Annotated in this window: 14 protein-coding genes and 1 riboswitch; of the genes, 8 read left to right on the forward strand and 6 right to left on the reverse strand. The window is 37.0% G+C overall.

The window, feature by feature from the left end; all coding sequences use genetic code 11:
* Positions 1–2 precede the first annotated feature (2 nt).
* Both NST73_RS02075 and tcyA read right to left on the reverse strand, forming a co-directional pair.
* Positions 3–695: an amino acid ABC transporter permease gene (locus NST73_RS02075; RefSeq protein WP_008347286.1), complete on the reverse strand. Its 693-nt coding sequence runs from the start codon at positions 693–695 to the stop codon at positions 3–5.
* The gene (gene tcyA / locus NST73_RS02080; protein WP_007498178.1) at positions 682–1497 is read right to left on the reverse strand and encodes a cystine ABC transporter substrate-binding lipoprotein TcyA; all 816 of its coding nucleotides are present in this window, start codon (positions 1495–1497) and stop codon (positions 682–684) included. The genes NST73_RS02075 and tcyA overlap by 14 nt, the downstream gene beginning before the upstream one ends.
* Before the next feature lie 328 nt (positions 1498–1825).
* A riboswitch (purine riboswitch) is annotated at positions 1826–1927 on the forward strand.
* Positions 1928–2196: 269 nt separating this feature from the next.
* Between tcyA and NST73_RS02085 the strand changes: the two genes are divergently transcribed.
* The 5 genes from NST73_RS02085 (at position 2197) to NST73_RS02105 (ending at position 7432) form a co-directional block, all read left to right on the forward strand.
* Entirely contained in the window at positions 2197–3456 is a 1260-nt protein-coding gene (locus NST73_RS02085) for a cytochrome P450 (protein ID WP_047946192.1), read from the forward strand.
* Between the two features lie 52 nt (positions 3457–3508).
* Positions 3509–4147 carry a dienelactone hydrolase family protein gene (locus tag NST73_RS02090; RefSeq protein ID WP_096880997.1) on the forward strand — a complete coding sequence of 213 codons (639 nt, stop codon included), beginning with the start codon at positions 3509–3511 and terminating at the stop codon, positions 4145–4147.
* The gene (locus tag NST73_RS02095; RefSeq protein WP_047946174.1) at positions 4144–5331 is read left to right on the forward strand and encodes an MFS transporter; all 1188 of its coding nucleotides are present in this window, start codon (positions 4144–4146) and stop codon (positions 5329–5331) included. Before NST73_RS02090 ends, NST73_RS02095 begins: the two co-directional genes overlap by 4 nt.
* Positions 5321–5752: a hypothetical protein gene (locus NST73_RS02100; RefSeq protein WP_342499339.1), complete on the forward strand. Its 432-nt coding sequence runs from the start codon at positions 5321–5323 to the stop codon at positions 5750–5752. The genes NST73_RS02095 and NST73_RS02100 overlap by 11 nt, the downstream gene beginning before the upstream one ends.
* 288 nt (positions 5753–6040) lie before the next feature.
* Positions 6041–7432 carry an amino acid permease gene (locus NST73_RS02105; RefSeq protein ID WP_046527513.1) on the forward strand — a complete coding sequence of 464 codons (1392 nt, stop codon included), beginning with the start codon at positions 6041–6043 and terminating at the stop codon, positions 7430–7432.
* A 145-nt stretch (positions 7433–7577) separates the two neighbouring features.
* Here NST73_RS02105 and NST73_RS02110 read toward each other — a convergent pair whose 3' ends face one another.
* The 4 genes from NST73_RS02110 to NST73_RS02125 all read right to left on the reverse strand — a co-directional run bounded on the left by NST73_RS02110 (position 7578) and on the right by NST73_RS02125 (position 11863).
* Positions 7578–9131, reverse strand: a complete 1554-nt coding sequence (locus tag NST73_RS02110) for an MFS transporter (protein ID WP_342499340.1) — start codon at positions 9129–9131, stop codon at positions 7578–7580.
* 84 nt (positions 9132–9215) lie between these two features.
* Positions 9216–10058, reverse strand: coding sequence for an SDR family oxidoreductase (locus NST73_RS02115; protein WP_342499341.1), 843 nt, complete (start codon positions 10056–10058; stop codon positions 9216–9218).
* Positions 10052–11149, reverse strand: a complete 1098-nt coding sequence (gene uxuA / locus NST73_RS02120) for a mannonate dehydratase (protein WP_342499342.1) — start codon at positions 11147–11149, stop codon at positions 10052–10054. The genes NST73_RS02115 and uxuA overlap by 7 nt, the downstream gene beginning before the upstream one ends.
* A gap of 36 nt (positions 11150–11185) precedes the next feature.
* The gene (locus tag NST73_RS02125) at positions 11186–11863 is read right to left on the reverse strand and encodes a GntR family transcriptional regulator (protein WP_058214300.1); all 678 of its coding nucleotides are present in this window, start codon (positions 11861–11863) and stop codon (positions 11186–11188) included.
* Positions 11864–12221: 358 nt separating this feature from the next.
* Here NST73_RS02125 and NST73_RS02130 point away from each other — a divergent pair, with 358 nt between their 5' ends.
* From NST73_RS02130 to uxaC, 3 genes are all read left to right on the forward strand, one after another.
* Positions 12222–13388: a Gfo/Idh/MocA family oxidoreductase gene (locus NST73_RS02130; RefSeq protein ID WP_058214299.1), complete on the forward strand. Its 1167-nt coding sequence runs from the start codon at positions 12222–12224 to the stop codon at positions 13386–13388.
* Between the two features lie 58 nt (positions 13389–13446).
* Entirely contained in the window at positions 13447–14544 is a 1098-nt protein-coding gene (locus NST73_RS02135) for a Gfo/Idh/MocA family oxidoreductase (protein WP_058214298.1), read from the forward strand.
* 110 nt (positions 14545–14654) lie between these two features.
* Positions 14655–16106: a glucuronate isomerase gene (uxaC, locus tag NST73_RS02140; protein WP_342499343.1), complete on the forward strand. Its 1452-nt coding sequence runs from the start codon at positions 14655–14657 to the stop codon at positions 16104–16106.
* Positions 16107–16113: the final 7 nt, after the last annotated feature.

Genomic DNA, 16113 nt, shown 5'->3' on the forward strand with positions numbered 1-16113 from the left:
CCTTACCTTGCGACATATCGATCAAGTCGTTTTTCAATTTGGTGTTGAACGAGCGATAGAATGAAGCAGAATACCCAATAAATCAGGGCTGCTTCCATATAAATAAATAAAATTTGATCCAAGTTCGCCGCAGCAATTTCTTGTGATTTACGGAACATCTCTGCCACGAGGATTTGGGAGGCAAGCGATGTATCTTTCACCAAACTAATGAATGAATTAGACAGCGGCGGAATCGATACACGCACTGCCTGCGGTAAAATCACGCGGACGAGCGTTTTGCGATGGGTCATCCCAATCGAATACCCCGCTTCCCATTGTCCTTTTGGAACAGATAGGACGGATGCACGAATAATTTCCGAAGCATACGCACCTACGTTTAAAGAAAAAGCGATGATAGCACTTGGATATGGATCAAGTGTGATATTAAATGTCGGAAAGAAATAGAAAATAATAAACAATTGCACAAAAAGCGGCGTTCCGCGAACAGCCGACACATAGATAGAAAAAATCCATCTGAGCGCTTTGATTTTAGACATTCTAGCAAGAGCTGTCACAAGCGCGATAAAAAGACCAATGATAAAGGCAATGATGGCGAGGGGAATTGTATAATAAATTCCCTGCATCACCATTGGCCAAAAAGATTGCTGAAGAAGATCCCACGGAATGACGACTCCGAGGATATTATTTTGTAACATCTTCACCAAACCATTTCTTAGAAATCTTAGCGAGTGTACCATCTTTCTTCATTTCTTTTAGTGCGCCATTCACTTTGTCAACGACTTCGCCGCTGCCTTTTCTGAAGGCAAAATACGTTTCTTGTGGATCTCCTGTTTCAAATGCAACTTTTAGGTTTTTGTTACCGCTTGTTTTCAAGTAATTCAAGACAGCCAATTTGTCATTGAACGTCAAATCAGCACGCCCTTGCTGAATCAATTGAATGGATTGTGCAAGACCTTCAACCCCTTCAATTTTAGCGCCAGCATCTGTAGCTAATTTGTTGTAGTTACTTGTTAATGATTGTGCTGCTTTTTTGCCTTTCACATCAGAAAGTTTCTTGATGTCATTGTTATCTGATTTTGTCACAACAATGGCTTGAGATGTTGTGTATTTATCAGAGAAATCATATTGATTTTCACGTCCAGTTTTACCAACTTGGTTCGCTACCACATCAAAACGTTTTGAATTCAGACCAGCAAACATGCTGTCCCATTGTGTTTCTTTGAATTCTGGTTTTAAGTCAAGACGTTTTGCGACTTCTGTGATGACCTCGACATCATAGCCAGTTAATTTATCTGTCTTTTTGTCATGGAAGGTGAAAGGAGCATATGTACCTTCTGTACCGATGGTTAATACGCCTTTATCCTGAATGGACTTCCAAAGGTCACCTGATTCCTTAGACCCAGATTGTTTATTTGCGCTGTCGTTTGCAGCTGATCCACATGCTGTGATCAATGCAACACAAGCGCCTAAAATAATGGCAAAGAACATTTTTTTCATTTTATTCCCCACTTTTCTTGTTGGTATTTACAACATATGATCTTACAGAGAAGCAACCTAAAAGTAAAGCATTTGAAACTAGCTTGAGCGAATCTCACCAACTTTATGCCTGCTGTTACAGCCTTCTAGTAAGAAATAGGCCAACTAATGCCGCTATCCATATACCCGAATTAAAAGAGAGATCAAACTAAAATCGAGCAAATAGCGAAATGCTCGTCAAGATATTTGAAAAATGTAATCATTTTTTGAACCAATTCAAAGGCAAATATGCTATGATGAAAATGTAAAAATAAAGTATTTTATTGCATTTTTTTACATTCGATTCAAATTTGATGTAGGCAGCAATACTCGTATACCTTCAGAAATATGGTCTGAGAGTCTCTACCTAATTCCCGTAAAGAATTAGACTACGAGAAGATTGCTACTTAATCTTACTTATAGGAAAAATGACAGGAACTATATCATTTTATACTGTTAGATGCCTCTAACTAAAAACCTCTGTGAATCGTTTCAATCATACATTCTTTAAGACCAAGATCAGGTAGAACTTCTCGCGCTATTCAGTGATGGTGCAGGTTCTCTTTATCTTGGTTTTTTATATGCTCCCGCCTGCTGTGAAGAGAAGGTCGTAATATTTCCACTAATCTCAAAAATGAATCGAGAAAGTTGTATGTGAAAACAGAAGGGATGATGTTGAAAATGAAAACAGAACAGAGTGTGGAACAGTTGAGTTTGTATAGTAATGAATATTTTGAACGTCGATATGACATTTATAAGCAATTAAGAAATGAAGCCCCTGTGTGTTGGAATGAAGAGATGAAGTCTTGGTTCATTACAAGACATGCTGACATGACCACAAACCTTCCGGGCGATCGGTTTATATCGAGTCAAGTAATTCCTTTAAAGATGAATAACCTAGAAAAAGGTGAAGATCAGCACTTTAAAGATATCATTGACATCATTAAAACATGGATGGTTTATCATGATCGTCCTGACCATACAGAGCTAAGGGGTTATATGAATCGGGCGTTTTTAGTAAATGAAATTGAATTGATCACTCCTGAAATTAAAAAAATAGTTGCGACAATTATTGACCGTGTTCTTGAGGGCCACACAGAATCATTTGATTTCGTAGAAGAAATCGCACATCCTATCCCAGCAATGGTACTGTGTAAAATGCTTGGTATTCCAGGTGCAGAAGTAGATAAATTTATCAAATGGTCCGATGATATTGCTCTTTTTATGCAAAACTTTGTCGTATCTCATGTACCTAGTAAAGAAATAAGCGAACAAGTCAGGGGAAGCGTAAAAGAGATTTATGCATATTTATCAAATGCTATAGCAGAGAGAAGAAAAGAGAAGAAGAATGATTTGTTAAGCCGGCTTATTTCTGAAACACCGGGTGTTAATGGCGAGTTAACAGATGATCAATTAATCGCCCAGACGATGCATCTCATTTTTGGCGGACATAAAATTCCACAGTTTGTGCTCAGTAACTCGCTGCATTTGTTATTTAAAAATCCAGAGATTCTCAATATGTTGAAAAAGGATATGTCATTATTACCTAAAGTCCTAGACGAAACAATGAGGTTAGAAGGACCTATTCAATATATTGTCAGACATGCATCCGCAGATATTGAGTTGCATGGAAAGCAAATTAAAAAGAACGATTCTGTTTACTTTTTCTTGGCATCTGCTGGAAGAGATGAGAGGGTTTTCGCACATCCAGACCAAATGGATATCACGAGAAAGGGATTTCGTCATATGGCCTTTGGTGGAGGGTATCACACATGTATCGCAGCAGCATTTGCTCGAGCAGAAATCATGGAGATATTAAAAGAAGTCATTTCACGATGTCCTGATATACAGCCTTTATACGATCTTGAAAATCCAGAATGGACTTCTAATCCTACATTTACAGGTATTTTACACATGGAAGTAAAGGTGAATGGGAATTAAGGGTGGGGAAAGTCTTCTCGTTTTTCACTCTTAAGAAGGGAATGATAGACATTTGCAAACATTACATCATCATCAACAAAAGCCAGTCATTATCTTAATACATGAGATTTATGGCATAAATGATCATATGGAGACGACGATCAAATATTTTGAAAGAGCTGGTTTTGAAGTCTATTGCCCGCAGCTACTAGGTCAAATCAAACCATTTGATCGTGATAGTGAAGACGATGCTTATCGTTATTTTATGACAGAAGTAGGTTTTGACCGATCAGTCGACACAGTCCTTCAATTAGCAAGAGAATTAAAAGCAAAAGATAAGAGTATCCGTCTTTTTGCATTGGGTTTCAGTGTGGGAGCAACAGTCGCTTGGCTATGTAGTCGATATGACGGTTTATTTACTGGAATCATCGGGTTATATGGTTCCAGGATAAGAGATTACATGACGATTTCGCCTAAATGTGAAACGTTGTTGTTTTTTCCGACCATTGAAAATGCTTTTAAACCCTTGGAGATTGTCGAGGTTTTGGAGAAAAAGAAAGGGGTTCGTGTGAAGATGGTAGAGGGAAGACATGGATTTGCTAACCCCTATTCAGAGGCTTTTAAAGCGCCTTCTAAAGACCGCTGTTTTCAAGAAATGAGTGAATTTATAAAAGGGCAATTGAATAAAGTCAGATCGGCAGAAAGAATATGAATGCTAACAAATGGATGTCTATGCAGTTTTTTGGTTTCTTTTTCACATTTGGTATATTTGTTCCTTATTGGTCGATATGGCTTGTTGCAGATAAAAACTTCTCACCTGATCAAGCTGGGATCATTATTGCGACTGGGTTACTAACCCGAGCGATGACTACCTTTTTTCTATTTCCTTTGGCAAGTCAGTATATGGGCTTGGCTCGTTTAAATCAATGGGTGGTTTTTTTATCGGTGCTTCTTTTTGTTCTTCTTATACCAGCAAATAGCTTTTCAGCGGTCATTGTGACCACGTTCTTCATTAGTCTTCTCTATCCAATGCCTTTAGCTATGCATGAAGCGATGGCCTCTAGACTGATGAAAAAAGGAGAGATTGCTTATGGACGCAGTAGATCCTTTGGCTCTTTTGGATATATTGTAGCATTGCTGCTTATGGGGATTATGATCTCTTTATTTGGGGAAAGAGTCATTATTTATGTGATGCTTGGGGGACTGCTGCTATTTGCCTTATTGGCTTCTTTACGAGCTCCTAGTACCTTGCGAGAAAAAAATGACCCAGCGGGAATGAGCATAAAAAAACTATTTCAATCAAAGTCATTTGTGTTTGTTCTGCTTCTTTGTGTCATCTTACAGTCGGCTCATGCTGCATATTACAGTTACGCTGTGCTTTTTTTAGGTAATTTAGGGGTACGGCCAGAATATATAGGGTTTCTTTTGCTAATAGCGGTCATCGCAGAAATTGTCTTCTTTTTCATTTCGGATTCGTTGTTTAAAAAGGGTTCGGTGACGACTTTATTGATGTTTAGTGTAACGGCATCCATTATAAGATGGGTGTCACTCTTCCTTTTTGAAGATGTGTTTATTTTCATCCTGTCCCAACTACTCCATGCCTTTACGTTTGGTCTTACTCAAGTTGCCTTTATGAAATATCTAGATACACATATAAAAAATCAATTTTTCCCATATGCTCACGGGTTATACGCAGCTTTAGGATTAAGTCTTGGTAACGGTCTGTTAACAATTGTGAGTGGGTACTTATTTTCTATATCTCCATCCTATGCATTCTTAGGAATGGCCATTATTTGTATGCCGTGTTTTCTTTTGATTTATTTGTTGAAAGTGAATTTGAACAATCACAATGATCATAAAAAAAGTAATGAGGAGCGACAAATGCATGCGAATTAGAAAAGAGAAGGAGTACCAAGAAGTAGATGGCCAATTAGATCAAGTGATGAAAACAGATGTGGTTCATTTTTCAAGTGATCAGTCGATACAAGTGAAAATCCATCATACAGCGTCTTCACGTAGACAGGGAGTTGTTCTTTTATCAGAAAATGGTTTTATCGTAGGAGGGGGTGACAAAGTCTCTACTTTAATATTTTGGGAGAATAAGGGAAGTGATGAACATATGGTAACTTGTGTTGGAGGTACTATGAATTTATTCAATATCTGGGAAGAGGAAAGAATGCCTGGTTATCATGATCGAGGTTCGGGGATGAGAGTTGAACAAAATCAATATGGCTTTGTTTATCATTGTTATGACAGGTACACGAAAGAAAAAGATCCTTCCATGATATTCTCTATTTCCTTCTTGTCAGAAAAATAATTGAAAACCAGTGTGAAAGTCTTTAGGTAGACGCACACTGGTTTTTTGATGGTTCGTGAATTTCAAGGTGAGTCTCTTCTTTAAGTTGTGCGAACATTACTAAAATAAAGACTTTGTAACAGTGACGATAGAAGGAAGCATATTTATTATAAAAGATGTATAATTAGTAGGTTGTTTTGAAAATGGAATAATCACATGGAGACATGTTTTGATAACAGAACATCTTAGAAGAAGGAGGGCATCATTGTGGATGTTGGACAAAATCAGCCCGAACAATTGAAAAGGGCGATGACCTCCCGCCATTTATTTATGATTTCTCTTGGCGGTGTCATTGGGACAGGCTTTTTCCTTGGAACAGGCTATACGATTGGACAAGCAGGGCCAGTTGGAGCTGTTCTTTCCTATATAGTGGGCGGATTGATTATGTATTTAACCATGCTGTGTCTTGGAGAGCTGTCAGTCGCGCTTCCTGTGTCGGGGTCGTTTCATACGTATGCGACGAAATTTGTGAGTCCTGCAGCAGGATTTGCTGTTGGCTGGATTTATTGGCTTGGCTGGGCAGCTACTGTGGCGCTGGAATTTTTATCAGCAGGGCAGCTGATGAGACGCTGGCTTCCACAAGTGGATGTGTGGATTTGGTGTCTCATATTTGGGCTGTGTTTGTTCTTATTAAATGCCAGGTCAGCGAAAGCGTTCGGGGAGTCGGAGTTTTTCTTTTCAACCATTAAGATTGTTGCCATCTTACTATTTATTGGCGTAGGCGGAGCGGCGATGTTTGGTTTTATTCAAACGACGAGCGGGGAACCAGCTCCTTACTTTAGTCATTTTGTGAGTGACGGTCTGTTTCCGAATGGCTTGCTCGCAGTAGTCGTCACGATGATCACGGTGAATTTTTCGTTTCAAGGAACGGAGCTGATCGGGATTGCGGCAGGAGAAAGTGAAAATCCAGAGAAAACCGTGCCTCGCTCGATTCATCAGACGGTTTGGCGCACACTTGTTTTTTTCGTTTTATCTATTTTTGTCTTAGCGGGCATGGTGCCTTGGAAAGAAGCGAGTGTGCTGCAAAGCCCATTTGTCACTGTGTTTGAGAGAACGGGCATTCCATATGCGGCAGATATCATGAACTTTGTCATTATCATTGCTTTATTATCTGTGGCGAACTCTGGCCTATATGCCTCTACGAGAATGCTGTACTCTTTGTCGAAGGAAGGAATGGCAGGGAAGGCGTTTAGACGAGTCAATCAGCGGGGCATCCCGATGAATGCCTTACTGCTCACTTTCCTGTTTACAGGTATTTCGTTATTATCAGGATTCTTTGCAGAGAAAACCGTTTTTGCTTGGATCGTGTCTATTGCAGGCATGAGTGCCCAAACCGGCTGGATTACGATTACATTATCACAGCTGCTTTTCCGCAGAAGATATTTGAAAGCAGGCGGAAAGCTGGAAAACCTAAAATTTAAAACCCCTCTTTATCCGGTACTGCCGATCATTGCGATCACGCTGAACTCGATTGTGCTAATCAGTCTTGCCTTTGATGCCGAGCAGCGGATTGGGCTGTATGTCGGCGTACCGCTCATGATCATTGGATATGTTGTCTATCACCGCTATGTGAAAAAACATCAGGTGAAAAGTGAACCGCTCCAGTTGCAAATCCACGGAGATGATGAGATTCGGTTTTAAAATCAAAAAACATTAAATTTGAGCTATTTAAAAACACCTCTGATATCAATCTGAAGGTGTTTTTTTTGAAGTGATTCTGGAACTTTTCATATCATCAATAGAAGTACTATTTAACTGAGCTGTAGTTCTCAACTAACAACAAAAGTTAGTTCATATCCTGCTGTTTGAAATCTTGTTGTTCTAAATTTTGGAGCTTATTCTGATATCCTACGTTATTATTACCCCAAAGCTTCTCGTATTCCCATCCTGTTAGCGCTTTCAAAACACTTCTTGTTTCATTATCAGCCTGTTCCATTGAACCATTATTCTTTAACCTATTAATTTCATTAATCATAATGGAATGAGTTTTCTTAGATAATTTAAATTTAAATGAAATAACTAAACTAATACCGACTAGCCCTACAGTTCCGAAAAACAGAATACCTACAATCCCATTTATTGCTGTAGTAGACTGTGTCGTCGCGCTTGCAACGAATCCAGTTTCCTGTAAAATAACTCCTACCAAGAATGTGGCTAAAGCTGTAGTACTCTTGCGTGTAAAAGTCATAATACCTGCAAATATTCCTTCTCTTCTTTTACGAGTGACCATTTCATCTACATCAGGAATGAAAGTGTAAATATTCCATGGTATATAATATAATCCACTCTTTCCGATACCTAAGATAACAGAGAAAGCATACAGCGCTATAATCATATAAGTTGGTTGTGTGAAGTATAAAAATATATAACCACTGATACATGTAATAATAGCAATATAAGATATTTTCAAAGATGGCGCAGGACCTATTTTAATCACGAGCCAACCAAACAATATTGTACATACCATTTGAAGTAATGAACCAATAGATAATAAATCGGCTGCCAGCACTGCATCTTTATTTAATGAAAACACAACAAAGTAGACAAAGACAGCGTTTAAAATATCCATGGCAGTAAACGAACAAATATACATCGTGAGGTGCTGGCGGAAACTTCTAATTCTAAAAGTAGATGTTAAGTCAATAATGACTTTTTTTATGGATTCTATAGCAGGTACTTTTTCTACACCATCAGGTTCTAACATGTCTTCTTCTATTTTACGTTCCCATGTTGTTCTATGTGTAATTAATAATGCAGCCATAAAAATAAAGGTGAAGATAATTCCATTGTAAAGAAAAACTTGGGGTGAATCTTTTCCGAATATTTCGAATAATCTACCTGGAATAAAGGTAGCTAAAAATGTTCCTAGTCCTGAATAGATTAATCTTATTGTTGAGAGCTTGGTCCGTGCATTAAAATCATTCGTCATTTCAGCTCCAAGTGTTTCAAATGGAATTAATACCATTGCTGCAAGGAATTCTAACAAAATATAAACCGTTAAATAGTACCAGTAATTCATATCAGAAATCCAAAGAAGAGAATAAATAACCATCAAAGGGCTTCCAACTAGCAAAAAGAACCTGCGTCTTCCAAATTTTTTCCCAAGTTTAGTACGACCAAAATTATCGGTGATATGGCCCATAATTGGGCTTGCTATAGCATCAATAATCCGAGCAATTGCAATAATAGATCCTGCTTCAACAGGGGTAAGACCACAGTATGTAATGAAAAAATATAACATCCATGCGCCTATTATAGCGAATGCTCCCCCTCCAAATAAATCCATTGTTCCATAACCAATATAATTTTTGAGTGTTAGTTTCCTGTTCTCGGTCTGCATTCTTATTTCTCCTTTCCAAGCCTACTTATAAATTTAAAAAAACATATAAAATAAAGATGTATGACAAGGAAAAAAATAAAAATATTAAACACCTGAATACGCGATAAAACCTCCATCAACAGGAATTGTCACGCCGGTAACAAATGCTGACATCTGATCATCAACAAGCCATAATAGGGTACCAAGAAGATCTTCTGGCGTACCAAACCTTCTCATCGGTGTGTTCGAAATAATCTTATGAGACCTCTCTGTATAATCTCCTTCTTCAGTTAGGAGAAGGTTTTTATTTTGTGAGGTTAAAAAGAAGCCCGGTGCAATGGCATTTACTCTAATTCCTGTCTCGGCCATATGAACAGCTAACCATTTGGTGAAATTTTCAATTGCTGCTTTTGCCGCGCTATAAGCAGGCACTTTGGTCATTGGAGAAGGGGCACTCATAGATGACATGTTGATGACAACTGCTCCATTTTGATGAACCATATTTTTAGTGAAAATTTGTGTAGGAATGAAAGTCCCCATAAAATTTAAATCAAATACATTTTGTACACTATCTGTACTTAAATGAAAAAAAGTATTTATCTTAGGATTAGTAAGGTCTTCTGTTTGAAATATTTCGTTGGTTGTATTTGCATTGGAGTGGTTACCACCAGCTCCATTTATCAATATTGTACACAGGCCTAATTCCTCTGTTACAATCTTCTCGGCCTGTTCAACACTCTCTTTATTCAGAACATCACATTTAATCGCAATCGCTTTCCCGCCCATAAGGTTAATTTCTTCGGCTACCTTTTCACCTTTTTCGACTGTTCTATTTAAAATAGCCACAGACACGCCATGTCTAGCAAGTTCCTTTGCCATGGCACTGCAAAGTACTCCACTCCCTCCTGTTATGACAGCTACTTTTCCAGCTAAATTTTTATTTACCATGCAGCTTCCTCCTTTGCTTCTGTTCGTATAGAATGTTTATTTTTAAAAGCATCCCAAGCTCCCCACAAATACATAATTCCAAGTGCTCTATCATAAAGACCATATCCAGGCCTGCATTGTTCACCCCAAATGTGTCTTCCATGATCGGGTCTACAATAACCTTTGAATCCGCTTTCATAATAAGCGTGTATAATGGCTGAAACGTCTACCGAACCATCTTTTGATCGATGCGATGTTTCAACAAAGTCCCCATTATCATATACACGTACATTTCTTATATGAGTAAATGGTATTCTATCAATAAATTCGTGAATCATAGAAACTAAATCATTTTCTAAGTTTGCTCCTAAAGAACCTGTACAGAGCGTGATACAATGATATGGGCTGCTATTTAGTTGTAAAATTTTTCTGATGTTTTTTTGGTTAGTTACTATTCGCGGTAGACCAAAGACAGGCCAAGGTGGATCGTCAGGATGAATAGCCATCTTCATATCATGAAGTTCTGCAATTGGGATAACCTGATCTAAAAAATACTTCAAGTTGGCCCATAAATCATCTTCTGTTATATTTCTGTAGGCTTCAAAAAGTTGTTGAAGGTGATTTAACCTCTCTGGTTCCCAACCTGGCATGGTTAAACTGGAGTTCTTACTAATTTTATTTACTAACTCTTTCGGATCAATATCTTTAATTCGACTATGTTCATAAAATAGAGCTGTAGAGCCATCAGGAAGTGTTTTATTTAAGTCCGTACGGATCCAATCAAATACAGGCATAAAGTTATAACATATGACTTTAACACCCACCTTTGCTAGCTTCTGAATTGTTTTCTTATAATTTTCTATGTAGCGATCTCTAGTTGGAAGTCCGAGCTTAATATCTTCATGAACATTCACGCTTTCAACCACTTCAATATGAAGGTTATGTTTATCAGCTAATTTTTTCATTTCTACAATTCTTTCTATTGGCCACTCTTCTCCTGCGGGCACATCATGCAGTGCCCAAACAATTCCTTCCACTCCTGGAATCTGCTTTATTTGTTCCAGTGTTATTGTGTCGTTTCCTTCTCCAAACCATCTAAATGTCATCCTCATCTACCATCACCCCTAAATATAAGTAACAACATATTTTTATTTAAAATAATTTGGATATTCTTTCTTCAATAATTCTTTATCAACAAGTGCAATTTTCAAATGCTCTTCCATAATTGTTTCAGCTTTATCAGCATCTTGATCTTGTATTGCTTTGAAAATATTTACATGTTGAGAAAGAATATTATCCCAATTATAATCTGTTACTAGCCTTAACATGCGACTCCTATTAAAGTGTACATTCATCTGTTGAATAACTAACCATGTTTTTTCTTTTTTACACCGTTTGAAAATAGTTCTATGAAACTCCTCATCTAATTCAAACATTTTTTTATAGTCTTTTTTCTTAACGCAAATTTTTTGCATACTTAAATTCATATCTAAATCATTAATCAATTCTTCAGAAAATTCCTGACAGGCTAGTCTAATCACTGCCTTCTCGAGATGTTCTCGCATAAACCGTGCTTCCTCCACAAGATTCAAATCAATTAAAGAAACAAATGTACCTCGTTGAGGGTAGATACTTAATAATCCTTCTTGAGATAATTTTAAAAAGCTTTCTCTTACAGGAGTTCGACTCACATTAAATTGAACGGATATTTCTTTTTCAGAAATATTTGTCCCAGGTGGAAGCTTCAGGCTTAATATTTGATCTTTTAGCATATTGTAAACTTGTTCCCTCGTAGAGAGGTTTTGGTTTTTAAAATCAATATTCATTATTCTAATCTCCTTTCTCTAACATACTACCATACAAGTGCATTAGAATGGTAGACACTAATTTAATTTTTCTGAATATTTATCCTGTGAGCATTTATATAACTCTTGATGATTCTAACTATGTAAGCCATGATCAATCATAAAAACGAGGGAGATTAAAAAGAAAATTCAAAAAACTATACAAAATTCAAAAAGATTGAGTTATAATGTTTTTGAGCTGCCATACTAGTATAACTAGAATATTAATAGAACGAACGGTACTCTGATCTATCAGTTAGTTGAATCATTCAGTTTTTTGAAAGCGCTATCTCATTATTAGAAGTGAAAATTTATCTTCTTGCAGAAGGGAAAGATTGATATGACCAACATCGCAATTATAGGAACTGGATCTATTGCAACTGCCCATATCGAGGCTTATCTTGCAATGCCTGAAATCAGTAAAATTGTAGCTTTAGCTGATATTTATCCTGAAAAAGCAATGTCTGCAGCATCAAAATATAACCTAGAAGCACGAGTTGTCGCTAACTACCAAGAGTTATTGAATGATCCTACGATTGATGCCGTTTCCATTTGTACACCTCCTTATATGCACGCAACCATTGCCATCGATTTTCTTAAAGCAGGCAAACATGTCCTAGTAGAAAAACCTATGGCTTCTTCTCTAAAAGAATGTGACGAAATGATAAAAGCATCTATTGAAAGCCAAAAGCTTTTATCCGTTGTTGCTCAAAACAGGTTTATGACGCCCATTATGAGATTAAAGCATGTCCTTGATCAAAACCTCATTGGAAAAATCGCTCATACTCAAGTTGATTCTTTTTGGTGGCGTGGTCATAGTTATTATGATTTATGGTGGCGCGGTACATGGGAAAAAGAAGGTGGAGGTTGTACACTTAATCATGCTGTCCATCATATTGATATGTTGCAATGGATGTTAGGATTGCCGACTGACATTTTTGCAGCAACGAGTAATACCTTGCATGATAATGCAGAGGTTGAAGACCTTTCTATTGCGGTACTTCGCTATGGAAATGGCAGCTTAGCACAAGTAACCAGTTCTGTTGTTCATCATGGAGAAGAACAACAATTGATTTTTCAAGGTGAAAAAGCTAGAGTATCTGTCCCGTGGAAAGTAAATGCTCAAATAGCTAAAGAAAATGGGTTTCCTCAAGAGAAAAATGATGAGGATTTAGAAAATCGTATTCAGGAAGCTTTTCATCAATATCCGGAATTACGATTTGAAGGGCATAAAGGACAAATAAATAATTTTTTAATGGCTATCAAGGGTAACCAGAAGCTTTTAATTGATGGAACAGAAGGAAGAAAAACACTAGAACTTATTACAGCCATCTATAAATCTGCAAACCTAGGTGTTCATGTGAAGCTTCCTCTTTTAGCAGACGATCCTTTTTATACACGTGAAGGAATGCTTGCGAACGTTAAGCATTTTTATGAAAAACAAAGCAGTGTAGAAAATTTTTCAGACGATACGATAACCGTTGGAGGAAATTACGAGAAACTATGAGTCTAACGTTATTAAATTATTAAAAATAAACTGGAAGCTAGCTAGAGGAGGAACAATCATGCAGAAAAGTGATGGAATGAATTATGCTCCTAAGGGAAAAAGTGCCCCTGTCGTTACAGAAGGACAATTCGTAATGGCAGCTATTGGTCTTGATCATGGACACATCTATGCAATGTGCAATGGATTAACTGAGGCTGGGGCTACATTAAAATGGGTTTATGATCATGATCAGAAAAAAGTACAAGAATTTTGTAAAGCATATCCGGAGGTACAGGTAGCCAAAAGTGAGAAAGAAGTTCTCGAAGATCCAGATGTAAGGCTCGTGGCAGGCGCAGCCATTACATCTAAACGCTGTGATTTAGGGCTGCGTGTTTTAGATCATGGTAAGCATTACTTTACGGATAAATCACCTTTTACAACGTTGGAACAATTGGAGCTTGCTCGTAAAAAAACAGCTGAAACGGGGCTTAAATGGGCTGTTTATTATAGTGAACGTTTGCACGTGGAGAGTGCCGTATTTGCTGGTCAATTGATTGAACAAGGAGCAATTGGAAAAGTGGTACAAGTTCTTGGAACTGGCCCACATCGTAGCAATGTAGAAAACAGACCGAGCTGGTTTTTTGAAAAGGAGTATTATGGAGGTATTCTATGTGATATTGGTAGTCACCAAATTGAACAATTCCTTTTCTATTCTGGCGCAAAAGATGCAAAAGTTGTACATAGTAAAGTGGGCAATTATAAACATCATCAATATCCAGAATTAGAAGACTTCGGCGATGCTACTTTGATTGCGGATAATGGGGCTACAAACTACTTTAGAGTAGACTGGCTGACTCCTGATGGCCTTAGCACTTGGGGGGATGGGCGCACATTCATTCTTGGAACGGATGGGTATATTGAAATTCGCAAATACGTAGACATAGCAAGGGATAAAACAGGAGACCATTTATACTTAGTAAATCAACAGACAGAGCAACATTTTTCTCTAAATGGAGAAGTAGGATTCCCTTACTTTGGTGAACTTATTTTAGATTGTTTAAACGATACTGAAAATGCTATGACTCAAGAACATACTTTTAAAGCCGCAGAACTATGCTTAATTGCACAACGAGACGCAATCTACGTAAATACGGAGTTTGAATTAAGTAAGATCTAAAAAAGTGAGGTGTTATTCTTGTTAATAACACCTTATTTCATTTAATTGAGATTTTCTAAACATAAGTTTGAAGGATAAAGAAAATTATAAAATGTATAGAGGTGACGATATTGTCTACATTCCTAAGCGAAGATATGATGCTTCATCACAAAAGTTCAAAAGTTCTTTATCATGATTACGCGAAAAATATGCCAATCTATGATTTTCATACGCATTTAATGGCTGATGAAATTGCTACTAACAAAAAATATGAAAATATGACTGATATTTGGCTTAACGGAGATCACTATAAATGGAGGGCTATGCGATGGTTAGGCGTAGAAGAAAGGTTTATCACTGGGAATGCAAGTGACAAGGAAAAATTCTTAGCTTGGGCTCAAACTGTTCCATATACAATAGGAAACCCTCTCTATCATTGGTCACATTTAGAATTAAGTCGTTATTTCAATATAAATGAGTTGTTCTCAGAAAAAAATGCACATAAAGTTTGGGATATCTGTAATGAGAAATTAAATGAAAGTAACATGTCCACAAATGGAATTTTAGAAAAATTTAATGTAAAAGTTGTATGTACGACTGATGATCCAATCGATACTTTAGAAAGTCATCAAATCATACGTAAAGATGTAGGGATTACAACTAGGGTCCTACCTACATTTAGACCGGATCAAGCTTTAAATATTGAACAATCAAATTTTGTGAATTATATAGAACAATTAGGTGATTCAAACAACGGTGTTGTTTTAACATATGAAAACTTTATCGCTTCATTACATTCACGAATTGATTATTTTCATGCGAATGGATGCCGAATGTCTGATCATGGTTTTGAAATATTTCCGTTTTCATCAGCTACTGATCAAGAAGTGTCTTCTATATTTGCACGTGCTCTGCAAGGAAAAACACTATCCCAAGAGGATATCAATAAATTTAAAACAAACACTCTGATTCACTTGAGTAAGAAATATCAATCTCTTCATTGGACCATGCAATTACACATAGGTGCTTTAAGGAATAATAATACACGAATGTTCAAGGTAACGGGAAAAGATAGCGGGTACGACTCTATGTCTGACTTCCACCTAGCAAGACATTTAAATGGTTTTCTTAATGAATTAGACAAAGATAACCTTTTACCTAAAACCATTATCTATAATTTAAATCCCGTTCATAATGCTATTGTGGCCTCTACTATAGGGAATTTTCAGTCTTCTGATGCCAGAGCAAAAATTCAATTTGGATCCGGGTGGTGGTTTAATGATCAAAAAGACGGCATGCTAGATCAAATGAAAACATTATCTAATATAGGTTTGCTTAGCACTTTCGTAGGTATGCTTACAGACTCAAGAAGCTTTTTATCGTTCCCTCGCCATGAATATTTCAGAAGAATTTTATGTGATTTATTTGGGACTTGGATAGAAAGTGGTGAGCTTCCTAGGGATTACGAATTTATAGGAAAAATAGTCAAAGATATTTGTTATCACAATGCGGTGAATTATTTTAACATTGAAATAAATGAGACAGTACCAATGAAAACGAATGAATCATGCAGTAAGATATAAAATTTCT

The sequence above is a fragment of the Bacillus sp. FSL W7-1034 genome, assembly GCF_038593365.1.
GTDB lineage: Bacteria > Bacillota > Bacilli > Bacillales > Bacillaceae > Bacillus > Bacillus altitudinis.